Source organism: Rhizobium sp. SG741, from assembly GCF_012275435.1.
In the GTDB taxonomy this organism is placed as follows: domain Bacteria; phylum Pseudomonadota; class Alphaproteobacteria; order Rhizobiales; family Rhizobiaceae; genus Rhizobium; species Rhizobium lusitanum.
In genome coordinates, this window is the sequence record NZ_JAAZQP010000001.1 from 469,073 (window position 1) to 492,886 (window position 23,814).

At 61.4% G+C, this 23,814-nt stretch carries 22 protein-coding genes; 7 read left to right on the forward strand and 15 right to left on the reverse strand.

The features are described 5' to 3' along the window. Positions 1-28: 28 nt before the first annotated feature. The 5 genes from FHT29_RS02440 to FHT29_RS02460 all read right to left on the reverse strand — a co-directional run bounded on the left by FHT29_RS02440 (position 29) and on the right by FHT29_RS02460 (position 5,401). On the reverse strand, positions 29-883 hold the full coding sequence (locus FHT29_RS02440; protein ID WP_092573332.1) for an ATP-binding cassette domain-containing protein: 855 nt from the start codon (positions 881-883) through the stop codon (positions 29-31). Next, on the reverse strand, positions 880-1,752 hold the full coding sequence (locus FHT29_RS02445) for an ABC transporter ATP-binding protein (protein WP_168599102.1): 873 nt from the start codon (positions 1,750-1,752) through the stop codon (positions 880-882). The genes FHT29_RS02440 and FHT29_RS02445 overlap by 4 nt, the downstream gene beginning before the upstream one ends. Further along, positions 1,749-2,642, reverse strand: a complete 894-nt coding sequence (locus FHT29_RS02450; RefSeq protein ID WP_168599103.1) for an ABC transporter permease — start codon at positions 2,640-2,642, stop codon at positions 1,749-1,751. Before FHT29_RS02450 ends, FHT29_RS02445 begins: the two co-directional genes overlap by 4 nt. Continuing rightward, entirely contained in the window at positions 2,635-3,642 is a 1,008-nt protein-coding gene (locus FHT29_RS02455; protein ID WP_047562315.1) for an ABC transporter permease, read from the reverse strand. Before FHT29_RS02455 ends, FHT29_RS02450 begins: the two co-directional genes overlap by 8 nt. Before the next feature lie 223 nt (positions 3,643-3,865). After that, positions 3,866-5,401, reverse strand: a complete 1,536-nt coding sequence (locus FHT29_RS02460) for an ABC transporter substrate-binding protein (protein ID WP_168599104.1) — start codon at positions 5,399-5,401, stop codon at positions 3,866-3,868. A 375-nt stretch (positions 5,402-5,776) separates the two neighbouring features. Between FHT29_RS02460 and FHT29_RS02465 the strand changes: the two genes are divergently transcribed. The 4 genes from FHT29_RS02465 to FHT29_RS02480 all read left to right on the forward strand — a co-directional run bounded on the left by FHT29_RS02465 (position 5,777) and on the right by FHT29_RS02480 (position 10,136). After that, a complete protein-coding gene (locus FHT29_RS02465) occupies positions 5,777-7,930 on the forward strand; it encodes an indolepyruvate ferredoxin oxidoreductase subunit alpha (protein WP_168599105.1) in 2,154 nt (717 codons plus the stop codon). 9 nt (positions 7,931-7,939) lie between these two features. Then, positions 7,940-9,499: an indolepyruvate oxidoreductase subunit beta family protein gene (locus tag FHT29_RS02470; protein ID WP_210255353.1), complete on the forward strand. Its 1,560-nt coding sequence runs from the start codon at positions 7,940-7,942 to the stop codon at positions 9,497-9,499. Between the two features lie 66 nt (positions 9,500-9,565). After that, positions 9,566-9,841 (forward strand): type II toxin-antitoxin system ParD family antitoxin, encoded by a 276-nt coding sequence (locus tag FHT29_RS02475; RefSeq protein WP_037195333.1) that lies wholly within the window; start codon positions 9,566-9,568, stop codon positions 9,839-9,841. Continuing rightward, entirely contained in the window at positions 9,831-10,136 is a 306-nt protein-coding gene (locus FHT29_RS02480; protein WP_081999530.1) for a type II toxin-antitoxin system RelE/ParE family toxin, read from the forward strand. The genes FHT29_RS02475 and FHT29_RS02480 overlap by 11 nt, the downstream gene beginning before the upstream one ends. Before the next feature lie 20 nt (positions 10,137-10,156). On the opposite strand, the gene FHT29_RS02485 is transcribed toward FHT29_RS02480, so the two are convergent. The 3 genes from FHT29_RS02485 to FHT29_RS02495 form a co-directional block, all read right to left on the reverse strand. Further along, positions 10,157-10,663 carry a MarR family transcriptional regulator gene (locus tag FHT29_RS02485; protein WP_037195331.1) on the reverse strand — a complete coding sequence of 169 codons (507 nt, stop codon included), beginning with the start codon at positions 10,661-10,663 and terminating at the stop codon, positions 10,157-10,159. Between the two features lie 24 nt (positions 10,664-10,687). Further along, positions 10,688-12,277 (reverse strand): NAD(P)/FAD-dependent oxidoreductase, encoded by a 1,590-nt coding sequence (locus FHT29_RS02490; RefSeq protein WP_168599106.1) that lies wholly within the window; start codon positions 12,275-12,277, stop codon positions 10,688-10,690. A gap of 77 nt (positions 12,278-12,354) precedes the next feature. Continuing rightward, positions 12,355-13,137 (reverse strand): cyclase family protein, encoded by a 783-nt coding sequence (locus tag FHT29_RS02495; protein ID WP_037195461.1) that lies wholly within the window; start codon positions 13,135-13,137, stop codon positions 12,355-12,357. Positions 13,138-13,535: 398 nt separating this feature from the next. Here FHT29_RS02495 and FHT29_RS02500 point away from each other — a divergent pair, with 398 nt between their 5' ends. Together FHT29_RS02500 and FHT29_RS02505 are read left to right on the forward strand one after the other, a co-directional pair. After that, positions 13,536-15,104 (forward strand): NAD(P)/FAD-dependent oxidoreductase, encoded by a 1,569-nt coding sequence (locus tag FHT29_RS02500; protein ID WP_047562325.1) that lies wholly within the window; start codon positions 13,536-13,538, stop codon positions 15,102-15,104. A 97-nt stretch (positions 15,105-15,201) separates the two neighbouring features. Then, positions 15,202-15,717, forward strand: coding sequence for a MarR family transcriptional regulator (locus FHT29_RS02505; protein ID WP_037195324.1), 516 nt, complete (start codon positions 15,202-15,204; stop codon positions 15,715-15,717). 9 nt (positions 15,718-15,726) lie between these two features. On the opposite strand, the gene FHT29_RS02510 is transcribed toward FHT29_RS02505, so the two are convergent. The 7 genes from FHT29_RS02510 to FHT29_RS02540 form a co-directional block, all read right to left on the reverse strand. Continuing rightward, positions 15,727-16,401 carry an amino acid ABC transporter permease gene (locus FHT29_RS02510; RefSeq protein WP_037195322.1) on the reverse strand — a complete coding sequence of 225 codons (675 nt, stop codon included), beginning with the start codon at positions 16,399-16,401 and terminating at the stop codon, positions 15,727-15,729. A 95-nt stretch (positions 16,402-16,496) separates the two neighbouring features. After that, on the reverse strand, positions 16,497-17,294 hold the full coding sequence (locus FHT29_RS02515) for an ABC transporter substrate-binding protein (RefSeq protein ID WP_047562327.1): 798 nt from the start codon (positions 17,292-17,294) through the stop codon (positions 16,497-16,499). A gap of 81 nt (positions 17,295-17,375) precedes the next feature. Then, on the reverse strand, positions 17,376-18,584 hold the full coding sequence (locus FHT29_RS02520; RefSeq protein WP_052212705.1) for a pyridoxal phosphate-dependent aminotransferase: 1,209 nt from the start codon (positions 18,582-18,584) through the stop codon (positions 17,376-17,378). A 189-nt stretch (positions 18,585-18,773) separates the two neighbouring features. Continuing rightward, positions 18,774-19,556 carry an aldolase/citrate lyase family protein gene (locus tag FHT29_RS02525; RefSeq protein ID WP_047562329.1) on the reverse strand — a complete coding sequence of 261 codons (783 nt, stop codon included), beginning with the start codon at positions 19,554-19,556 and terminating at the stop codon, positions 18,774-18,776. A gap of 180 nt (positions 19,557-19,736) precedes the next feature. Further along, positions 19,737-21,017, reverse strand: a complete 1,281-nt coding sequence (locus FHT29_RS02530; RefSeq protein WP_168599107.1) for a cysteine desulfurase-like protein — start codon at positions 21,015-21,017, stop codon at positions 19,737-19,739. Between the two features lie 124 nt (positions 21,018-21,141). Beyond that, positions 21,142-21,870: a GntR family transcriptional regulator gene (locus FHT29_RS02535; protein WP_047562914.1), complete on the reverse strand. Its 729-nt coding sequence runs from the start codon at positions 21,868-21,870 to the stop codon at positions 21,142-21,144. A gap of 80 nt (positions 21,871-21,950) precedes the next feature. Further along, the gene (locus FHT29_RS02540) at positions 21,951-22,910 is read right to left on the reverse strand and encodes a DMT family transporter (RefSeq protein WP_047562333.1); all 960 of its coding nucleotides are present in this window, start codon (positions 22,908-22,910) and stop codon (positions 21,951-21,953) included. Between the two features lie 140 nt (positions 22,911-23,050). On the opposite strand from FHT29_RS02540, the gene FHT29_RS02545 reads away from it, so the two are divergent. After that, entirely contained in the window at positions 23,051-23,812 is a 762-nt protein-coding gene (locus FHT29_RS02545; protein WP_047562335.1) for a helix-turn-helix transcriptional regulator, read from the forward strand. The last annotated feature ends 2 nt before the right edge of the window (positions 23,813-23,814 follow it).

Below are 23,814 nucleotides of genomic sequence, written 5' to 3' on the forward strand. Positions count from 1 at the left end.
AGCTTTGCGCCCCCCTGCGGGCGACTATTCAAGCGCTGGATGCTTCTTCAATCAGGCTTTCGCGGCCGAGCCAGTGCGGGTCGATTTCCGGCAGGGGAATCGCGTCGAGCAGCATGCGGGTATAAGCGGAAGCGGGTTCGGTGAAGACGCGCTCGCAATCGCCTTCTTCCTCGATGCGGCCGTGCCGCAGGACGTAGACGCGGTCGCAGAGAGCGCGGATGACCGAGAGGTCGTGGCTGATGAAGGCCATGGACAGGCCGAGGTCTCGCGACAGTTCCTTCAATAGGTTAAGCACTTGCGCCTGGGTCGACACGTCGAGGCCGGAAACGATCTCGTCGGCGAGCACGAAGTCCGGTTCCAACAGGGCGGCGCGGGCAATGCCGATGCGCTGGCGCTGGCCTCCGGAAAGCTCGTGCGGATTGCGGTCGAGGCACGCTTGAGGCAGCGTCACACGCTCGAGGATTTTGGCGACGCGGCGTTCGGCCTCCTTGCGATCCGAGGCCAGTCCGTGCAGGAGCAGCGGCTCGACCAGAATGCGGCGGATCGTATGGCGCGGGTTGAGCGAGGCCATAGGGTCCTGGAAAATCATCTGCATGCGCCGGCGCAGCGGCCGCATTTCGCTATCCGGCAGATGCGTGATGTCCCTGCCGTCGAAATGGATGCTGCCGGCGGAGACGTCGACCAGGCGCAGCAGGGCACGGCCGAGCGTCGTCTTGCCCGAGCCGCTTTCGCCGACGATGCCGACGGTCTCGCCGCGGCGGATATCGATGTCGACGCCGTGCAACACCTTGATGCCATGGCCCGGTGGTCCGAAAAGATGCCGCTTGGCGCCATAGGTAACCTCGATGCCTCTGGCCGACATGAGATTATCGGAAGTGCTCATCGTCCGACCTCCGGAATGCCGATCTCTCGGCGCAATTGCTCGAAGACCGCCTGCGGCACCGGCGTCAGCCCGGCATCCGGCCGGTCGTAGCGCGGGCCGGCTGACAGCAGCGATTTCGTGTAGATGTGCTGCGGGCGCGCAAGCACATCGCCGGTTTTGCCCTGCTCGATGACCTTGCCGGCATAGAGCAGGGTAACGCTGTCACAGATCTGGGCGACGACGCCGAGATCGTGAGTGACGAAGATGACGGCGGTGCCATGCGCCTCCTGCAGGCCGCGGATCAGGCGCAGGATCTGCTTCTGCACGGTGACGTCAAGCGCCGTGGTCGGCTCGTCGGCGACAACCAGCTTCGGCTCCAGCGCAAAGGCGGCGGCAATCAAGATGCGTTGCCGCATGCCACCCGACAATTCGTGCGGATAGGCACGCAGCACGCGCTCGGGATCGCGGATATGCACTTCTTCCAGCAATTTCAGCGCGCGCAGTCTCGCATCGCGCGACGACATACCCCGCTTCAGCCGCAGGCCATCGGTCAGTTGTGCCTCGATGCGGCGGCCAGGATTGAGCGCCGTCTGCGGGTCCTGCGGGATCAGCGAGATGTCGCTGCCCATGATATCGCGCAATTCCCTAGCGGAGAGAGTGAGAAGATTGCGATTCTCGAAAAGGATGGAGCCGCCGGTGATGCGAACGCCGCGCGGCAGGATGCCGAGCAAGGCCTTCGCGATCGTCGATTTGCCGGCGCCGCTTTCTCCGACGAGGCCGCGCACTTCGCCGCGCTCGAGCGTGACGGAGACATCTCGCAGGATCGGCGCGCCGCCTTCGCGGTCGGATACGGCGCTGAGGCCCATTATGGAGAGAAGCGTAGATGTCATCGGCGCATTACCGGATCGAGAGCGCGACGCAGGCCGTCGCCGAGTTGATTGAAGGCAAGTACAGTCGCGAAGAGGGCGATCAGCGGCACGACCAGCACCCACCAGCCTTGGTAGATAATCTGCCTGCCCTCGGCGATCATGCCGCCCCAGGTCGGCGTGTCCGAGGAGACGGAGAGGCCGACGAAGGACAGGATGGCCTCGACGATGACGGCGATGCCCATCTCAAGGCTGACAAGCGCGATCAGCACCGGCATGACATTGGGCAGGATCTCGCTGAAGAGAATCTTCGCTCGCGAAAAGCCGATCGTATGGGCGGCCGTCACGTAGTCCATCTGCGCCTGCGCCTGGGTTTCGGAGCGCACGACGCGACAGAAGCGGGTCCAGTCGATAATGACGATGGCGGCGATGACCGAATGCACGCCCGAGCCGAAGACAGCGACCAGCAGGATCGACAAGAGCACCGGCGGGAAGGCCATCCAGATATCGACCAGGCGCGAGATCACCTTGTCGATCCATCCGCCATACCAGCCGGCGAGAAGGCCGAGCAACGTGCCGATGAATGCCGCAAGCCCTGCCGCGACGAAGGCGACCGTCAATGCGATACGCGTGCCGAAGATGACGCGGGACAGGACGTCTCGGCCCAGATCGTCCGTGCCCAGCAGGAAGCCTGGATCGGAGCCGTCGACCCAGGCCGGCGGCAAGGTGCCGGACATGAGATCCTGCTCCAGCGGATCCTTCGGCGCGAGATAGGGCGCGAAAACAGCGAGAATGATCAGGACGAGGATGAAGCCGCCGCCGAAGATCACCTCCGGCTCGGAGAGCAATGCCCGAACCCGTTTCGCCATTCTGGAGGGCGGGCTTGGCATGGCGGGCGAGATGACGTCAGCCATGGGCGAGCCTCGGATTGAAGGCCGCGACCAGCAGGTCAACTGCAAGGTTGACGAGGATGAAGAGAGCGCCGAAGACCAAGACGAGCCCCTGGATGAGCGGCAGGTCGCGGTTGATGACCGCGTCGATCGCCATGTTTCCGATGCCGGGATAGGCGAAGATGCGCTCGACGATGACGGTGCCGCCGATCAGGAAAGTGAATTGTACGCCGGTGAGCGCGATCGTCGGGCCGACGGCGTTCCGCAGCGCTTCCTGCAGCACCAGCCGCAGGTCGGACATGCCCTTCAGCTTGGCGAGCAGAATATAGTCCTGCACCATGGCTTCAGAGAGTGCCGCCTTCAGCACGCGGGCGATGATGGCCGCCAACGGCAGGCCGAGTGCCAGCACCGGCATGACCATATGGGCTGATATATCGGCAAAGACGCGGAAGCGGAGGGTGAGCAGGCTTTCGATGAGATAGAAGGGGGTCGCGAATTGCACGTCCGTGCTTGGATCGATGCGGCCGGAAAGCGGGAAGAGCGGAAACAGCACGCCGAGGACCAGAACCAGCGCCAGCGCCCAGACGAAATCCGGCACGGCAAGGAAGAGGCCGTTGAGGCTGTCGAGGATCGGTTCGAGGATGGTGCGCCGGGCGAGTGTGCCGATGATGGCGACAGCGCCGCCGAGAAGGACCGCGAGTACGAGGGCTGCAAAAGCCAGTTCCAGCGTCGCCGGCAGGCGCTCTCCCAAGAGCGATAATACATCGCGTTTCAGCGAGATCGAGGTGCCGAAATCACCCGCCAGCACCGATTTCAGCCAGATGCCGAATTGGGTGGTCAGGCTTGCGTCGAGGCCGTAGTGGGCGCGGAGCGCGGCGATATCGGCGGGGCTAGCGCCCGGTGAGATCATCATGGCGATGGGATCGCCCGGCACGACCCGCAGCAGCACGAAGACGATCAACGCCACGCCGAACAGCGTGACGGCGGCCATGATCAGGCGGTTGAGAATGGAGACTGCTATCATTCGTTATGAATTCCGATCGCACGGCTGGTGGTGATGGAGAGCCCCAAGCCCCTCATCCGCCCTGTCGGGCACCTTCTCCCCGTTTTGACGGGGAGAAGGGAAGACGCACCTACAGCCTACCCCTAACGACATGTTCCGGCGAGGATACAAAGATCGTCCCCTCTCCCCGCGAGCGGGAGAGGGTTAGGGTGAGGGGCCGGGCTACACGTTCAAAGCTGGACGATCACCCCTTCGACACCAGCGTCGGCTGCAGCGCGCCGGAAACGTTCGGCGTCACCTTCAGGCTCGATTTATAGACGATCGGCTGAACATATTGCAGCAGCGGGATCACATAGCCCTGTTCTGCAATGTACTTAATTGCAGCCTTCCAGCCGGCGATGCGCTTCGCCTCGTCCTTTTCCACCCAGAGCGGACCCAGCATGTCGTCGACATCCTTGGTCTTCCAGGCCGAGTGCGGCGAGGGGCCGAACATGGCGAAGCCGGTCGAGGTCGTGGGGTCGCCGATGGCGTTGCCCCAGTTATAGAAGGCGGCGGGGCCGAGCTGGTGGGCGGCGCGCAGTTCGTAATGCTTGGCGATTTCGTAGACTTCGATTTCCGCCTCGATGCCGACCTTGCGCCACATGCCGACGATCGCCTGGATCATCTCGTAATCCTTCGGCTTGAAGCCGCGGGTCGTCTTGATGCCGAACTTGACCGGCTTTGCCGGCGAATAGCCGCTGGCCGCCAGTAGCTTCTTCGCCTGTTCCGGATCATAGGGGATCTTGATCGAGGCATCGTAGGCTTCGTATTCCGGCGCTTCCAGCGTCGAAAGCGGCTTGCCGTAGCCGCGCAGCAGACGCTTGATGATCGCTTCCTTGTCGATCGCCAGGTTGGCAGCGAGGCGGACGTTCTTGTCGAGCATCGGGTCGACGTTGCTGATGAAGATCATGCCGATATCGGAGATCGGCGTGGCAACGCCTGCAAGTCCGGACTTCTTCTTCAGCCGGTCGAAATCCTCATAGGGGATTTCCAGCGTCACGTCCGACGAGCCGGATTCGATTTCGGCGACGCGGCTCGTGGTGTCGGGCACGAACTTGAAGATGACCGTATCGAAAGCCGGCTTGCCGCCGAAATAGTTGGGGTTCGCCTTCAGGCGCAGATAGGAATTGCCCTCATAGGCGTCGACCATATAGGGGCCGGTACCTACAGGCTTCTTCTCAAAGCCTTGTGCGCCCACTTTGGTATAATAGTCCTTCGGCAGGACATAGCCGGTGAGGAAAGCCATCCACTTGAAGTAAGTGGGTTCGAAGCGAACGACGTCGCCGGTAATGCGATTGCCTTCCACCTTATAATTATTGGCCGTCGACCAGATGAACTGGATCGGATTGCCGGTTTCCTGCTTGGCTGCCCGCTCCAGCGACCAGACGACGTCGTCGGGCGTGAACTTGGAGCCGTCGTGCCAGGTAACGCCCTCGCGAACGTCCATCCAAACCTTGGTCTTGTCGTCGTTCCAGCCCCAGGCGGTCAAAAGGCCCGGCTGGAATTTCAGGTCCGGCCCCTGGCCGATGAACTGGTCGAAGACCGAGCGATAGATTGCCTGGATCGACGGATTGACCGCCGACGGTCCTGTGGTCGGATCGAAAGAAGGTAGGTTGACGTTGAAGGCGATGGTCAGCGTGCCGGCTTCGGCGGCTTCCACATGCGTCCTGCCCGCGAGAATCCCAGTAATGAATGCGGCTGCGCCGAGGCTCAAGGCCTCGCGCCGAGTAAGCGTTGTCATGGTCACTCCGTTCCCCTGTTAAGCGGCAGAAAAGCATGACGCCCGCCTGCCGCTGGCGATTTATTGTCGGAATGTTTTAATCCTAAAATAAGTATTTCGGAGCGGCAAGCGCTTTCTCTGAGCGTCTCACAAAATCCGAGCCTTCATTTTTGAGCGCGCCTCGTGATACGCCCATATTTCATGCATTTGCATATATATGCGCTTTCACCCACGATTTCTTCGGGGCACTTTCGGAATCGGACGGCACAGTTCTGCGGCTTGAGCGCCAATCAATCCATCGAAGTCTCATATTTGTTCGTTGACAGCTCGAGGAAGTTCAAAATATGATTTTGCAAATGATTTAAAAGAAGCCCATAGGGCAAAGGGGTAACGTCTATGGCCGAGCGGTCTTTTGCGCGCGAGGTCGAGGATCTGAAGCTCGGGGAAGGCGATATCTTCCGCGGCGAGGGGATTCTCGCGATCACCAAGGCACTCCTGCAATCCGGCGTGTCCTATGTCGGCGGCTATCAGGGCTCGCCGATCTCCCATCTCATGGATGTGCTCGCTGACGCCAAGGATGTGATGGAGGATCTCGGCGTCCATTTCGAGACCTCGGCATCGGAAGCGGCGGCGGCCGCCATGCTTTCGGCCTCCGTGATGTATCCGGTGCGCGGCGCCGTCACCTGGAAATCGACGGCGGGGACAAATGTCGCCTCCGATGCACTCTCCAACCTGTCCTCGGGTGGGGTCACCGGCGGTGCGCTGATCATCATCGGCGAAGACTACGGTGAGGGCTCCTCGATCATGCAGGAGCGCAGCCATGCCTATGCGATGAAATCGCAGATGTGGCTGCTCAACCCGCGCCCGAACCTGCCGTCGATCGTGCAGGCGGTGGAGGAGGGTTTCGAGCTTTCGGAGGCCTCCAATACGCCTGTCATGCTGCAGGTCGGCATTCGCAGCTGTCATGTGCACGGCCAGTTCGTCGCCAAGGACAACAAGCGGCCGGCCTATACGTTGAAGCAGGCGCTGGAAAATCCGATCCGCGATGTCAACCGCATCGTGCTGCCGCCGGCCTCCTTCCTGCATGAGAAGGAGAAGCTGGAGAAGCGCTGGCCGGCTGCCGTCGAGTTCATCAAGAGGCGCCAGCTCAACGAGTATTTCGGTCCGTCGGAAGGCGAGGTCGGCATCATCCTTCTCGGTGGTGCGTATAATGGCGTCATGCGGGCGCTGCAGCAACTCGGCCTTGCCGATGTCTACGGCAATTCCGCCGTGCCGCTCTACGTGCTGAACGTCGCCTATCCGCTGATCGACGATCAGATGGCCGAGTTCTGCGCCAATAAGAAAGCGGTTCTGCTGGTCGAGGAGGGTGCGCCCGAATACATCGAGCAGTCGCTCAACACCATCCTGCGGCGCCGCGATATCCAGACGAAGATTTCCGGCAAGGATGTCCTGCCGATGGGCGGAGAATATACCGCGCCTGTCCTGATGAAGGGCATCAAGAATTTCCTGGAGACACATCAGCGCGTGCTGCTCGGCAACCAGCCGCCACTGCCGGATCCGTCGCCGATCCTCAACGATCCGAAGATCAAGGCGCTCGCCGAAGTCGTGCCGCCGCGCCCGCCGGGCTTCTGCATTGGCTGTCCCGAGCGGCCGATCTTCGCCGCGATGAAGATGGTCGAGGGCGAACTCGGCCAGCACCACATCTCCGGCGATATCGGCTGCCACCTGTTCTCGATCCTGCCGCCGTTCAACCTGGGCAGTACGACCATGGGCTACGGTCTCGGCCCGGCGGCGGCCTCGGCCTTCAATGTCGCCGCCGACAAGCGCGCGATCTCGGTCATGGGCGATGGCGGCTTCTGGCACAATGGTTTGGCGACTTCCGTCGGCAATGCCGTCTTCAACAAGCAGGACGGCGTCATCCTCGTTGTCGACAATTTCTATTCGGCCGCGACTGGCGGGCAGGACATCCCGTCATCGCGTGCGTTAAACCCGCGCCGCAAGACCAATAATTCCATCGTCAATGCGGTCAAGGGCATCGGCGCGACTTGGGTCCGCCAGATCGACCGCACCTATGACGTCGCCAAGATGCGTGACACGCTGCGCGAGGCGCTGACATCGAAGGAGCCGGGGCCGAAGATCATCGTCGCTTCCTCGGAATGCATGCTCAACAAGCAGCGCCGCGTGAAGCCGCAATTTGCCAAGGCTGTCAAGGACGGCAAGCGCATGGTCAAGGAGCGTTTCGGCGTCGATGAGGATGTTTGCACCGGCGATCACGCCTGCATCCGGCTTTCTGGCTGTCCGTCGCTGTCGGTCAAGCATACCGACGATCCGCTGAAGGATGATCCGGTGGCGGCGATCGACAATAATTGCGTCGGCTGCGGCAATTGCGGCGAAGTCGCGGAGGCTGCGGTGCTCTGTCCCTCCTTCTATCGCGCCGATATTATTCATAACCCCACGGGTTGGGACCGCTTCGCCGCCCGCTTGCGTTCCGCCGTGATCGGCTGGCTGCAGGCGCGTCGCCGCGCCGGCCGCATCGTCTTTTCGGATTGAGAGGGCGATATGAACGAGCATGTGAGCATGAGTGACCTCGGCGCCAGCCGCCTTTCGACGGACAAGCCATTGTCGCTTGCCATTCTCGCCATGGGCGGGCAGGGCGGCGGCGTGCTGGCCGACTGGATCGTCGGTCTTGCGGAGGCCGAAGGCTGGATGGCGCAGACGACGTCTGTGCCCGGCGTGGCGCAGCGAACGGGCGCGACGATCTACTATATCGAGATGCTGCCGGCGAGGGACGGTCACGCGCCGATCTTTTCGCTGATGCCGACGCCGGGCGATGTCGATGTCGTCATGGCGGCGGAGCTGATGGAGGCCGGCCGCTCCGTCCTGCGCGGTCTGGTTACGCCGGACAAGACCGTGCTGATCGCTTCGACGCATCGATCCTTCGCGGTCGGCGAGAAGGAAAAGCCGGGCGACGGCATCGGCAATCCCGAAGTCGTGGTCGAAGCAACGGATTTCGCCGCCAAGCGCACCATCGCCTTCGATATGGAGACGCTGGCCATCAAGAACGGCAGCGTCATTTCGGCTTCCATGTTCGGCGCTCTGGCTGGTTCGGGGGCGCTTCCTTTCGCAAAGCAGGCTTTCGAAGCGATGATCCGCGCCGGCGGCAAGGGTATCGAGCCGAGCCTCAAGGCGTTCAACGCCGCCTTCGACCGGGTCAAGGACAAACCGCGTGATACGGTTTCCGCAACGCCGACGAAGCATTTCGACGTTCTGCCTGAGACGGCCGGCCATCCGGCACTGGATCGGCTGGTCAATCGCATCCGCGCCGAATTTCCGGAAGCGGCTCGCCCGCTGCTGTTTGCCGGCGCCAAGAGGCTGACCGACTATCAGGACCCGGCCTATGCCGACGAATATCTGAGCCGCGTGGCGGCTCTCCATGCGCTCGACCGCAAAGCCGGCGGAGCGGACAAAGACTTTGCGTTTACCGTGCAGGCTGCAAAATATCTTGCGGTGGCCATGGCCTATGACGATGTCATCCGCGTTGCCGATCTCAAGGTGCGCGCATCGCGCTTCGAGCGGGTGCGCAAGGAGGTCGGCGCCAAGGACGATCAGATCGTCTATATGACCGAGTACATGCATCCGCGCATGGAGGAAGTCTGCGGCACGATGCCGAAGGGTCTCGGCCTTTGGATCGAAAACCGGCCGAAGCTCTTCGGTCGTCTCGATCGCATGGTCAACAAGGGCCGCCGTGTGCAGACAGGAACGCTCTTCTGGTTCCTCAGCCTCTATATTGTCTCGGCCTTGCGCCGCACCCGTCGCGGCACGCTGCGGCACATGCGCGAGGTCCAGCATCGCGAAGCCTGGCTTGTGGCAGCGACCAACCTGCTTGGCGTGAACTACGATCTCGCCGTCGAGGTGCTGAACAATCGCCGCCTGGTCAAAGGCTATTCCGATACGCATGCGCGCGGCCTGTCGAAATTCGATCGGGTGATGTCGGCGCTGCCGATGCTGCGCGACCGCGAGGATGGAGCCGCCTGGATGAAGCGGTTGCGGCAGGCGGCGTTGCTGGACGAGAATGGGGCTGCGCTGGGCGGGGCGCTGAAGACTGTAGAGACGTTGTGAAGGGCAGAGGGTGTATTACAGTGTAATAATTGTGTGCTATGATGGGGCGAATTGAGGATATCTGCCATGCGCACAAGCAAGCCGATTACTGTCACGCTCGGAAAGCAGCAGCATCTTTTGGATGAGCGTCTTGAGACAGGCGCATATGAATCTGCCAGCGAAGTTATCAGGGCTGCGCTTCGGGCTCTTGATCGTGAGGAGGCTGCAGTGAATGCGGTCGTTCGCGCCAAGATTCGTGAAGCACTGGAGGATCCTGCCCCTGATATTCCGGTTGATGATGTCTTTGCTGAATTGCGCGCTTATCATCTGGAACAGGTGAGAACCGACAAGCGTGGTTTATAAGATTGTTTTCAGACCGGCAGCACGAGCCGATTTGAAGGCGCTCTATAGTTATATTGTCAAACAAGCCGATCATAGGGTCGCTGGTGCTTATATCGACCGAATAGAAGCATCATGTCGCTCACTTGCAATTTTTCCTGAGCGTGGCACCGTCAGAGATGACCTTTTCCCGGGTGTCAGAGTCATAGGTTTCGAGCACCGGGCATCGATCGCTTTTATTGTCGAAGCAGACACCGTGCGCATTTTACGTGTGCTGTACGGAGGACAAATGTTTCCGAAGGATTGGTCGGCTGAGTAGCTGGCCGTCAGCTTTGCTCGTCAAATCTCATGCTTCCTGATATTATGCAGCACCTTGTGCAGCGTCGAAATAAATGCGCGATATTCGGCCTCCTCGACGCCGTCGAACATCTGCAGGAACAGGTCGTACATGGTCGGCCACACCTTCTCGAAGGCGGCGCGGCCTTCTTCGGTGATGGAAACGTCGCGGATGCGCATGTCCTCGGCGCGTGGCTGGCGGCGGATGAAGCCCTGCCGCTCGAGCGAGTCCAATGTGCGGCTCATCGTCGATTGCTCGGTGACGGCGAAGACGGAGAGTTCGTTGATCGTAACGCTGGAGGAGACGCTGAGCACGGCAAGCGCCCGCATCTTGGCGGTCGTCATGTCGTATTCGCGCAGCTCGTCCGACAGGTTGGCGTTCCAGCGGGCCATCAACCGATTCATCAGATAGGGCGCGAAGTGATTGAGGCCTATTTCGCCCATGGTCGGACGTTTTACGGGCTCCTCCCGACTACGCCTTAAAACAGTGCCTGAAAATCGCTCCTCCATCGACGATACTCCTCCTGAAACGTGTTACTTCAGCGATGATGCGAGGAGGAAGCCTGAGCCTCCGCCGAGCCCGGCTCCCGGGTGCGCCGAGGCGCCGATATGGTATAGGCCTGATATGTGGGTGCGGTGGTTAACAGATGACTTGAAGGGGCGCCAGATGAAAAACTGGTCCAGGCCGCAATAGCCGCCATAGGGATCGCCGCCGACAAGGTTCACGTTCATGGCTTCCAGATCACCCGGCGAATAGGCGCGCCGCGCGAGTTTTATGCCAGAGAAATTCTCGATATGGCTTTCGAGCAGCGCCTCGACGCGGTCGGCATAGCGCTCGCGCACCTCTTCCGTCCAGCGGCCGTCTTTCGGCGTTGCGATCTCGCCTGCGGCGTCTCCCTTGATATGGCGCGGCGCTTCGGGAAGCTGCAGCCAGAGGATCGATTTACCCTCCGGTGCGCGGCTGGGATCGAGGGAGACGGGCTGGCCGACGCAGACAGTGGGTTCAGCTGGCAGCAGTCCGCGCTCGCATTCATTGGCGGCGCGGGAGACACCGTCGAGACCGGGCGTCAGATGCAGCAGCGCCACCTTGCCGAGCTCGGCATCGGCCTTCCAGCGTGGCAGCTCGGAGAGGGCATAGTGGATCTGCATGTCGCCCTTGCCGTAGCGATAGCTCGCAACGCCGGCCTTGATCTCTGTCGGCAGCGGGTCGGGCCAGTCCTTCATCAGCCGTTCGTAGAGCTGGTTGGGCGTTACCGAACATATCACGCCGGCCTTGGCTTTCAGCGTTTCGCCGCCTGCAAGGCGCACGCCGTCGGCGCGGCGATTGGCGCCGGGAATGATGGCTTCGACGTCGGCGCTGATGCGGATCTCGCCGCCATTATCCTTGATCAGCCGTTCGAAGGCCGTCAGCAATGTTCCCGCACCGCCCTTGACGATCGGCGCGCCGCCAAGCTCCAGCGCAAAGCCGATGACCTTCAGCATTTCGGCGGAATAGGCGCTTTCGGGCCCGAGGCCGCAATGCAGGACCCAGGGTGCCCAGAGCGCATGAATATCCTCGGAGCGATAGCTGGTCTCCAGATAGCCGCGGGCCGGTGTCAGGGCTTCACCGAACCAGGCCGCAAGCTTGCGCAGGCCGCGATTCCAGCCTTGGCCGGCAACGTTTTTCAGGGTCGATCCCGACCAGAGTGCACCACCGAGCAGGGAAAACAGGAAGGGGGCATCGGCGGCGAGCGCGTCCATCTCGCGGGAGAAGGTCTGCCCGTCGCCGAGCGACAATTCATCGAAGGTGGCGATGTTCCGTCGCCTGTCCTTGGAAAAGATCACATGCGAGCCATCCGGCCTCAGCACGCCTGTGGGAAGGTCGGCATGGGCAAATTCCAGGCCGCGGGCCTCGAGATCCTTGCCGATGGCGCCATAGGCCGGCGAGGTGAGGAACAGTACCATGGTCGTCGCCATGACGTCGTGGATGAAGCCGGGCTCGGTGATCTCCTCTGTGCGCAGACAGCCGCCGATGCGGTCGTTGCGCTCGAGGAGGAGCACCTTGTGGCCCTTCTTGCCGAGCATTGCGGCCGCGACAAGCGCATTTATGCCGCTGCCGACGATGATGTAGTCATGATCGCCCATTGCCGTTGCCCCTCATAGGCAAGGAGTGTGGAAAGGAGGAGCTTAATTCGCCCCTGGAGTCCAGCCTTCCCAACCTATCATGCGATAAGTGCCAGTGCACGGACCGGTGAACCCGTGCCCTTGACGAACTTCAGCGGTGCGGCGATCAGCACGGCGCCCTTGGCAGGAAGCTGATCGAGATTGGAGAGGCTGGCGAGGCCATAGCGGTTGGCCTTGTGCATGAGGTTATGGGCTGGGAAGGGCGGGTTCATTCCGCCGGCGGAACCGGCGTCGGTACCGATGGTTTCCGAGCCCCAGCCGATAATGCCCTTGGTCAGAAGATATTCGATCGCCTCGGCGGTCGGGCCAGGAGAATGCGGGCCGCTCTCATCGGCGTTCAGGAAGGTTTCCGTCGAGCCATTGCGCTTGTACCAGTCAGTGCGCAACAGCACCCAGCTGCCGGCCTCGATCGCGCCATTCTGTGCTTCCCATTCCTTGATGCTGTCAACTGTCAGCAGATAGTCCGGATTGGCGGCGGCTTCCTTGGAACGGTCGATGACGTTGACCGGTGCGACGAAATTCTGCGTCGGTATCGTGTCGGTCGTGTTGTTCGGATTGTCCTTGCCGGTGATCCAGTGGCAGGGGGCGTCGAAATGCGTGCCGGTATGTTCGCCGAGTTCCAGCCAGTTCCAGGCCCAGAAGGGGCCGTCCTCGTTATATTCCGAGATCGTATGGACCTTGACCGACGGCGTGTTCTTGCCGAACTGTGGTGGCAGGTAGAGTACCGGTGTTTCAGGGCCGAGCGGCGCTGTGAGATCGACGACCTTGATGGAGCCTGAAAGCAGGGCCGAGGCCAGGCTGGAAAGTGTGGTGGCGGTCATAGTAGCGTTCCCCTTGTTGTCGCCTGATCCCATGCGAAGAGCCGCATTGCGGGCCTTCCGTCCAGGATCGCGCTTGAAGCCTTCATCGCCATGCGCAGGGGTGCCTTTCCTCCAGGCACCGGGTCCGCGCGGCGGCGGAATGAAGGGAGCCTATGTTACAATATATGATATTGCAAGCATTCCGGCATGGTCTCCAGGCCCAAAATCGACCCATATCCGGCGGGCTAGCGGGTGTTTGTAAGGCGCTGAAACTAAACGTGAATCTCTGAGGTTGATTGCGAGTATACTACTCAAGATTGTTTCTTTTCTTTGCGATTCGCGTTGTTTGGTACTTGAAGCTTAAAACTCAAGATGTATGCATGTGACAATAATAATCACCGGCGAAAGAGGGGCAATCGATGAGCTATGATGCGATCATAGTGGGGGCGGGCCACAATGGCCTGGCAGCGGCGGTGCATCTGGCGGCGAAGGGCTGGAAGGTTGCCGTCATCGAAGGCAATGCCGAGCCGGGTGGAGCGGTGAAAACCCGCGAGGTGACGCTGCCGGGCTTCCGCCACGATCTCTGTGCCATGAACCTCTCCATGTTCGCCGGCTCGGCCTTTTTTGCGCAATACAAGAACGAGCTTTCTGCCGAAGGTCTCAATTTCGTGCCCGCGGCGGATTGCTTTGCCAGCGTCTTTCGCGACGGCACCTTTCTCGGCGTCAGCACCGATCTCGAAAAGACCACCGGCGCCATCGCCGACATATCGCCGCAGGACGCAGCTGCGTGGCGGCACATGCTGTCGGAGTTCGGCGCGGATGCGCCTCATATCTTCGGCCTGCTCGGTTCGCCGATGCCTTCGATGGCGGCCGCCAGGGTCGTTTGGAAGGCATGGCGCGAAAAGGGAAGCGGCTGGCTGTACGACACGGCGCGCATGCTATTTGCCTCGCCGCGCGACTTTCTCGACGCCCGTTTCCAGAACGCCAAGCTCAAGACGATGATGGCTGCCTGGGGACTACATCTCGACTTCGCGCCCGATGTCGCCGGTGGCGCGCTGTTTCCCTATCTCGAATCCATGGCCAACCAGGCTTTCGGCATGGTGATCGGCAAGGGCGGGGCCGATACGATCGTCAAGGCGATGGCGGCCGTGCTGAAGAGCAAGGGCGGCGAACTTATGCTCGGAACGCGCGTCGACAAGATCGTGACGTCAGGTAGGAAGGCGACCGGCGTCATCCTCGCCGACGGCCGTCGCTATGAAGCCAAGCGCGCCGTCATTGCCAATGTCCATCCGCAGATCCTGTTCGGCAAGCTTCTCGATCGGGAGCCGTCGCGCCAGGAATTCGATAACAAAGTCTCGCGCTTCCGGGCTGGTCCAGGGACGATGATGATCCACCTGGCGCTATCGGGGCTTCCGGACTGGACGGCGGGCAAGGCGCTCCAGAATTTCGCCTATGTCCATATAGCGCCAGATCTCGAGATGATGTCGCGCGTCTATGCCGAGGCGATGGGCGGCTTGTTACCCGCCGAGCCGGCCCTTGTCGTCGGACAGCCGACGGCCATCGACCCGTCGCGCGCTCCGACCGGGCAGCATGTGCTCTGGATCCAGGTGCGTGTCCTGCCGGCGGAATTCCGCGGCGATGCCGCGGGGGAAATCAGCGGTGCGAACTGGGACGAGATCAAGGATGTCTACGCAGAACGCGTTCTCGATATCGTCGAGCGCTACGCGCCCGGCCTGCGCGGCAAGATACTGGGACGATCCGTGTTTTCGCCCCTCGATCTCGAACGGGAGAACCCGAATCTCATCGGCGGCGACAATCTCTCCGGCAGCCATCACCTCGACCAGAACTTCCTGTTCCGACCCGTCGCGGGCTACTCGCGCTACAGGACGCCTGTGGGGTCGCTGTTCATGTGTGGAGCCTCCACCTGGCCCGGCGCGGGCACCGGCGCCGGTTCCGGTTTCATGCTGGGGAAAATGCTGGCCAAGTGACGACCAACGGACTTGACGTGTAAACCTTTGACATTTCAAATGTCGGCCCCTAGATCGTTCATATAAGCAATGCAAAGCGGTGGGTTTAGCTGACGTGATGACAGAGCCTGAGAGTGCAGCCGTCGACCTGGAAATCATTGTTCAGGGAGCGCAGGAAGGCAAAAAGCAGGAGCTGCGACTCTGGCTGCGCATGCTGTCGACCACCAAGCTGGTCTCGCAGGAAATTCGTCGCCGGCTGCGCAACGAGTTCGGCGCGACCCTGCCGCAATTCGACCTGATGGCGCAGCTCTATCGCGAACGCGACGGCCTGCGCCTCGGCGAGCTTTCCAAGCGCACCATGGTCACCAACGGCAATGTCACAGGCTTGGTCGAGCGGTTGGAAACGGACGGGCTGGTCTTGCGCGTCACGCCTGACGGCGACCGGCGTGTGACGGTCGCGAAGCTGACCGCGAAGGGCGAGACGATCTTCGGCGCCATGGCTGTCGCCCATGAAGGCTGGCTGCGCGATATGATGGCGGATGTCGATCCCGCCATCGTCAGCGAGCTCTGGCAGGATATCGGCGCGGTGAAGTCGTCGGTGAGCAACCACCTTTCAGGCGGTGACTTCGATTGATGGCCGGCTCTATCGGGCCCGCTCGCTTTTGAACCTCTTTTCGAGCACGCTGACGAGACGCACCATCGGCCAGAGCAGGATGATGTAGATCAGTGCGGCCATGATCAGCGGCGAGGGATTGGCGTAGAAGCCCTGAGCGTTCTGCCCCTCTTTCAGAAGTTCCGGCAGCGCGACGGTCGAGGCGAGCGACGTATCCTTGAACATGGAGACGCAGTTGCTGGTCGTCGGCGGAATGACGATGCGCACCGCCTGTGGCAGCACGACCTTGTAGAGCGTGATCAGGAACGGGATGCCGAGGGCGGCGGCGGCTTCGAACTGGCCGCGCGGCACGCTTTCGATGCCTGAGCGGAAGACCTCAGCCGAGTAGGCAGCCAGCACGATGGAAAAGCCGAGGATCGCCGACCACCAGGCCGAAAAGCTGATGCCGACGAAGGGCAGCGCGTAATAGATCAGGATCAGCACGACCAGCATCGGCATGGCGCGCATGATGTCGATGTAGGCAATCATCAGCATTTGGAGCGGCTTCGGCGCATAGAGGCGGATCAGGCTGACGATGAGGCCGGCGGAGACGCCGATGACGATGCTGACCACGCCAAGCGCGATGGTCATCCAAAGCCCGCGCAGCAGTTGAGGGAAAGCCGAGATCATGACGTCGGAATTGAAGAAGGTATCGACGAAAGACATTGGCACTCCCGTGTACGAGACGAAGATAGGATTTCCTTACATTTACGCCGGCCGCAATGGCCGGCGTAAGCGCTATTTCGTAGATGATCTTTTGATCACGCCTTGGGGATAGGCAGTTCGGTGACGGTGGAGGAGCCGGCGGGCGCCTTGCTGCCGAACCACTTTTCGTGGATCTTTTCCAGCGTGCCGTCCTTCTTCATCGCGGTGATGGCATCGTTGATCTTACCGACAAGGGGCGAATCCTTGGTCATCATCAGGCCGTATTGTTCGCCGGTCTTGATGCGATCCTTGATGGCAAAGCCCTTCGTCTTGACGAAGAGATACTGCATGCCTGGGATATCGCTGACGACGGCGTCAATGCGGCCGGCACCGAGATCGAGGAACATGTCCTGCTGGGAGTTGTAGCCCTTGACGTCGGCGAAGCCCTGGGCGGCCTTGTTGTCGTTGACCCATTTTTCGCCCGTCGAGCCGGACAGCACGCCGACGGCCTTGCCCTTGAGATCGGCAAGGTTTTTGATCGCGCTGCTTTCCTTGGCGGCGACGCCCATGTCGGAATCGTAATAGGGCTGCGTAAAGGATTGCGACTTCAGGCGTTCCGGCGTGATTGTTATGGACGAGATCGCCACGTCGATGCGCTTGGAGCTCGTTGCCGCGAACAGGGCCTGGAAGCCGTAGTCGGCAATATTGGTCGTCATGCCGGCGCGCTTGGCCGCTTCGGTGACGATGTCGACCTCGAAGCCCTCGAAACCGCCCTCGGCGGTCTTGTATTCGAAGGGGGGATTGTTCGGATAGGAGCCGACATTCAGCACATCGGCGGCATAGGCGAAGTGGCTTCCGCCGGCGAGGCCAACGGCGGTCGCAAGGACCAGCAGACTGCGACGAGTAATATGCATTTTCTTAGTCTCCCTCTGGTTATGGCTGCGGGCATTCCTCTTACCCGCGGGTATTCCCGCCCGCCCGCCTGGGCGGCCGTGTCATGTCATCGCATCGACCATGCGGTCGAGGGCGATACGCATCTGTTCTGTTTCGCGGAAGGTGCACATGCGCAGGAAGGCGCGGGACGATTCACCGAAATGGTATCCGGGCGCCAGGCCGACGCGCGCCGTCTCCAGAATGCGCTCGCAAAGTACGGTCGCATCGGCTTCTCCCTGCAGCGCGAAGAAGGCATACATGCCGCCACGCGGCTTTTCCGGCAGGATCATGCCCGGTATCTGCGGCAATTTCTCGTAGGCAAGGTCGAGGCCGGCCTTGATCCTGCCGCGGATCTCGGCAACCAGCGGCTCGCCTTCGCGCAGTGCCGCCGCTGCTCCCGCCTGGACCATGGCCGATGTGCCGCTGTTGATATATTGCGTCATCGCACCGAGCTGGTCGGCAATCGCCGACGGATGCGTCAGCCAGCCGACGCGCCAGCCGGTCATCGCCCATGCCTTCGAAAAGCTGTTGATGGCAATCACACGATCGCCGTCTTCGGCGATCTGCAGGATCGAGGGCGCGATTTCGCCCTCGAAATAGAGGCGGGCATAGACCTCGTCGGAGATGATCCAGATGCCGGTACGACGGCTGAAATCGAGCAGGGCCTGCATCTCCTCGCGGGATGCCGTCCAGCCGGTCGGATTGGAGGGGGTCGACAGGAAGATCGCTCGGGTGCGGGCATCGCAGCGCGCAAAGAGCTTGTCGAGGTCGAGGCGCCAATCGGTGTCGAAATCGAGCGATACAGACCGGGGCTCACCACCGATCAAATGGATGGCGTTATGAATGTTTGGCCATTGCGGCGCCACGTAGACGACATTGGTGCCGACATCGACGAGCAGTTCCAGCGCCATGTAGAGCGCCTGCATGCCGCCGGGAGCGACCGTGGTGCGCTCGATCGGGATGGGGCGTCCATGCCAGTGGGTCTGATATTCGGACAGCGCCTCGTTCAGCGTCTGGAGGCCGCGCATGTTCGGAACGTAGAAGGTCGCACCATCGTCCAGCGCCTTCTTTGCGGCGTCGCGGATGAAGGCCGGCGTCACGATGTCGCCTTCGCCGAACCAGAGCGGGATGACGCCGCCGAGTTCGCGGGCGCGCTTGGCGAGCACGGCAATATTGTCGGTGCGCATGTCGCGGATCTGAGCGCGGATGCCTTCGAGGGCATCGCGGTGGCCGATCGTGTTCGGCAGGTTATGCTGCGGCAGAAGAGACAAGGAACTTCCCCTCGGAATTCGGTGTCGAAGGGACGATGCGATTGCAGAGGCCTGCGCTCGGATTGCCCTTCATTTTCGAATGGTTATCCAAAAACGAGTGCATTTCAAGGATAAAGTTTAAGCTTAAAAAGTCTGCCCCTTCATCCGGTTCATCTATGGGTGGCGCACATCTTAAAGCTCCGGAATCGTTCATTTTTCCGCGACTCCCAAACCACCCTTGTGCTTCTTTGCCTCGATGACACCGGCGGTCAGGCCGGCGCCGAGATACATCGTGTCGCTGGCCAGCAGGAAGAAGCTTATCCCTGCCGCCGACCACGTGGCGACGTCGTCCGGTGTCGGGCGGAAAATGCCGACCGCGCGGCCGGCGGACAGGGCTGTTTTCACAATGGTCCGGATGGCCGCATCGAGCTTGTCCTTGCCTGCCGGACCCATGGCATCGATCGAGACCGAGAGATCGCCGGGGCCGATGAAAATGAGATCGACGCCGTCGACTGCGGCAATATCGACGATATTCGCCAGCCCTTCAGCCGTCTCGACCTGAATGGCCAGTACCAGCTCGGCATTGGCCTTGGCGAGATAATCCGGGATGCGATAGCCGTATGCGGCCGCACGGCCCGGACCGACGCCGCGCGCACCGAGCGGCGGATAGCGCATGGCCCGAACGGCAGACCGAGCTTGCTCCGCCGTCGAAATCCGCGGCACCAGAACGCCGGCTGCTCCTGCATCCAGCACGGCGGCGATGTCTTCCGCCGCGTGGCCGGGCACACGGACCATGGCGGGAACGCGATGGACGTCGGCGGCGCGGATCAGATCCTCGATGCGCTCGCGGCTGATTTGCGAATGTTCCCAGTCGATGCAGAGGAAATCGACGCCGGAAGCGGCGATGACTTCGATGGCGACCGGATGCGGGATGGCCGCAAACGTGCCGATGAGCAGCTCGCGCTCGATACAGTTCCGGCGGAAATCGCTCATCCTTTTCCTCACATTTCAGCGGTCATCTCAATGAGGGATAGACCGAAAAAACCTAGCTGCGAAGCGGCAATCTGCTTTCAACTCAGGCAGCGTTCCGTGCCGTTGCCGGTTGGGCTCGACGGCACGGAGGCATTGCGGCGGCGGAGTTGTTCGGGCGCCGCCACCGCTCATGGGCGCGGCTTATCTGCGTCGCGCCATGATCTCAGTCAGGACGGAGTCGAAGCGGGCAATCTCTTCAATCTTGTTATAGTGCACCAACGACACGCGGATGGCGCCTGTTTCCATGGAAAGACCGAGGCGTTTCATCAGACGTGGTGCGAACATATGGCCGTCGCGCAGGCCGATGCCGGCTTCGCCCATCTCTGTGGCGAATTCCTGCGGGGTGATGCCAGGCATGTTGAAGCAGATTGTGGGAACGCGCTGCTCGAGGCGAGCTTCATCCGAAATGCCGTATATGACGGCGCCGTGGCGCTTCAGGACCGCTATCATCTCCCTTGAGAGCATAAGCTCATACTGGCGGATCGCGCCCATGGCCGCAGCCAGGGCTTCCCGACGGCTATGGTCGCCGGTCGGCAGGAAACGCCGGCCGAGGCCTTCCAGATATTTGACCGCGGCGTTCATGCCGGCAACATTCTCGTAGGTGAAGGTGCCGACCTCGATCTTATAGGGCGGCACGTCAGGAATGAAGTCTTCCTTGAAGGTGGGAAGCTTGACCAGCGCGTCGTAGCGGCCCCAAAGGAAGCCCATGTGCGGCGAGAAGTTCTTGTAGCCGGAGCAGACGAGATAATCGCAGCCCCAGGCCTGAACATTGATCAGGCCATGCGGACCGTAGTGAACACAATCGAGAAAGGTCTCGGCGCCGGCCGCATGCGCCAGTTTGCAGACGGCGGCGACATCGACGATCGTGCCGATGGAATGCGCTGTCACGGTGCAGGCAACGAGGCGGGTCTTGTCGTTCAGGAGCGGCTTCAGATCCTCGGGATGCAGCGTGCCGTCCTCACGCATGCGCCACCATACGATCTTGGCACCGTCTGCTTCCAGGGCGAGCCAAGTGGCGATGTTGGCATCGTGATCCATGTCGGTGATGACGATCTCGTTGCGCTCGCCGAGAAGCTTGGCGATGCCGAGGCTCACCAGGCGGATGAAGGAGGTGGCGTTCTGGCCGAAGGAGATTTCCTCCGGTCGATAGGCATTGACCAGCATGGCGACGCTTTCGCGTGCTTCATCGAGATTGCGGTCGACGCCCTGGCTGTGCCGGTATTTCGCCATGCGCTGGACGTTGAAATCGATCAGATGGTTGGCGACCGCATCGACCACCGTCTGGGGGACCTGCGACCCACCTGCATTGTCGAGAAAGACGAAGTCGCCGGCCTTCTGGATAGCCGGAAACAGGGCGCGGATCTCATCGACCGGAAAGCTGTTATGACCGGCAAATTGCGACGTGGAAGGGGCGGAACTCATGGGGATCTCGCTCTGAACGATGGGATTGAAATCTGTATTTTGATCATTTGATCACAAAATACTTTAAGGTTCAACCAAATTTCGCCTGACGCCGGCCGCAAGTTAATTGTTGCCGGCTCGTGCGTTAACGGCGGGATGCCAAGCCGGATCCCTTGCTTCGTGGCTCGTCCTGCGTGACCGGGCAATAATCGCGCAGAATTTCGTGTGTGCGGCGGATGTCGGCGACGACCCCGTCGCGGGCAGCGGCAAAATCGCCGGCCTTCAGGGCCTCGACAATCGGAACATGCTGGCCGGCGGGATCAAGCTCCCCGCTGCGCATCAGGGGCTCGACCGAGGCGGATAGCATGCGCATATAGGGGCCGAACCGCAGCCATAATGTTTCGATGAGCTGCAGCAGCACTTCCGAGCCGGAGGCGCGATAGATTGTGAAATGGAACTGCTGGTTCTTCGCCATCAGGTCGTAGACATTGCTGCCAAGGCCGATTGCGTGTTGATCGACGGCGATGCGCTCGAGCGCGGCGATGTCGGTCGGGGTGAGATTGGGTATGCCGAGCTCAGCGGCCAGCCCTTCCACGGCGATGCGGGCGCGGCAGAGATCATCCAGTCGGGCAAGTGTGACCATCGGAATGCGGGCCGAGCCGTTGGCGGCGACTTCGAGCGCATTTTCGGCGGCCAGCCTGCGCAGGGCTTCGCGGACCGGCATGTTGCTTGTGCCGAAAGTCTCGGCGAGCGAGGCGATGGTGAGCGTCTGGCCGGGATCGAAATTACCGGCCATCAGCGCGTTTCTGAGCTGCTGGTAGACGCCCTCCTGGATCGTCGTTCTGGAGGACACCGGTTCCAGGGCTATGCGCACGCTCGTTTCCTTTTCGCTTGAGGACTCGTTCATGGTAGAACGAAGGACAGGCGAATGGAAAGAGTTTCGCGGAGAAGTGCTCAGGCTTCCTCCGCTTCCCAGTCTGCTTCATCGGCTGCGGGTGCCGCTTGATCGCTCGCCGTCGGCGACTTTCGCAGACCAAGGCCGACGCCGATCAGGGCGAGCGCGCCGCCGATGGCATGATAGGAATGCAACTGCTCTCCGAGAAGCGCCCAGGCAAGTGCCGCGACCACGATCGGCAGAAGATTGATCAGCAGCGAGGTGCGGCTGGCGCCGAGTTTCTGGATGCCGATCATCCAGCAGAGCGGGGCGACAAGCGACGTCGGGATCGCCGCATAGAGGATCAGCGGCAGATTGGCCGTCGTGACCGGCGAAATGTCACCCATCAGGAAAACCGGGATCAGCAGCAGCGTCGAAAAGCCGATCTGCCAGAAAAGCTGCTGCCAGATCGGGATCGGCATTGCCCAGCGTTTCAACATCACGCCATAGAGCGCGTTCGACAGCACGGCGATGATCATCAAGCCGTCGCCGATATGGAAGCCGCCATTTATCAATCTTGTCGGGTCGCCCTGAGACGTCAGATAGATGAGCCCGATCAGCGAGATGGCGCCGCCCGCCAGGCTGGAAGCGCTCAGTCTTTCTCCGGCGAGCAGACTAGCGAAAAACGTCGACAGCAATGGCATCAAGGCGAGCATGACGCCCATGTTGACGGCCGAGGTGGTCTTGGCCGCCTCATAGGCAAGGCTCTGGTAGATCACCATGCCGAGGGCTCCGAGGATGGCGAGCTTCAACCAATGCTCGCGTACTAGCGCGCGGTTGCGCCATGCCGCTCGGCCGACAAAGGGCAGGAGCACGACGAAGGCGAGCAGCCAGCGATAGAAGGAGATGGAGCCGGGCGAAATCAGGCCGGCGGATGCCTTGGTGACGACGGTATTGCCGGACCAGATCAGCACGGTCAGCAGCGGGGCAAGGCCTGCCGTGCTGACGACGGATGCGGATGAGTGCGGCTGGGTGCTCATGGAATGCTCTCCCGACGTCATTCTGGCTTCTGTGCGAAACGAGGCATGGCGGACATCGTTCACCACTGGGATGTCCTTCTACTCTTTGTCCGAATTTTGGTATATAACGAGATTAGGACAATCGGTAGCGAAATGAGGACATGCCGGACAGGCTTCCACGCATTGAGGGCGATCCGCCGCGCCCCGTTTCCTTTCGGACGGAGAACTATAGAGCGGGCACGGTTTTTCCGAGGAAAAGCCAGCCGTGGGGTGAGCTCAACTATGCGCTGGTCGGCGTTTGTGAGTTCGATATTCAGGGCGTGCCCTATCTGTCGCCGCCGCATTACGCCATCTGGCTGCCGCCGGATACGATGCATGGGGCGCATAACCGGCATGACCTGCGCTATGTGACCGTCTATGTCGAGCGCGACCTCTGCGCCGATCTGCCGGCCGAACCTTCGACGCTGAGCATCAGCCCGCTGCTGAAGGCAATCCTGGCGGATTTCGCGGCACGGGATATCACTTTGCCTGAAACGTCCGAGGACCTGCGGCTCGCACAGGTTCTGGTCGACCAGATCCGCTTGGCGCCACGCTGTGAAAGCTATCTGCCGCTTTCCGACGACCCATTGCTCGGCCCGGTGCTCAGCGCGTTGCAGGCCGATCCGGGTGATCGGCACTCCCTGGCGGAATGGGCGCGCAGGATGGGGACGACCGAGCGTACGCTGTCGCGTCGATGCCAGGATGATCTCGGCCTTTCCTTCAACGAATGGCGCCAGCGGTTGAAGCTGGTCGCAGCCCTGGCGCTGATCGAAGCCGGCGAGCCGGTGCACCGGATTGCATCGCAGCTGGGCTACAGCAACGCCTCCGCCTTCATCGCCATGTTTCGCCGGTTGACGGGCACGAGCCCGACACAGATGCGATAGGT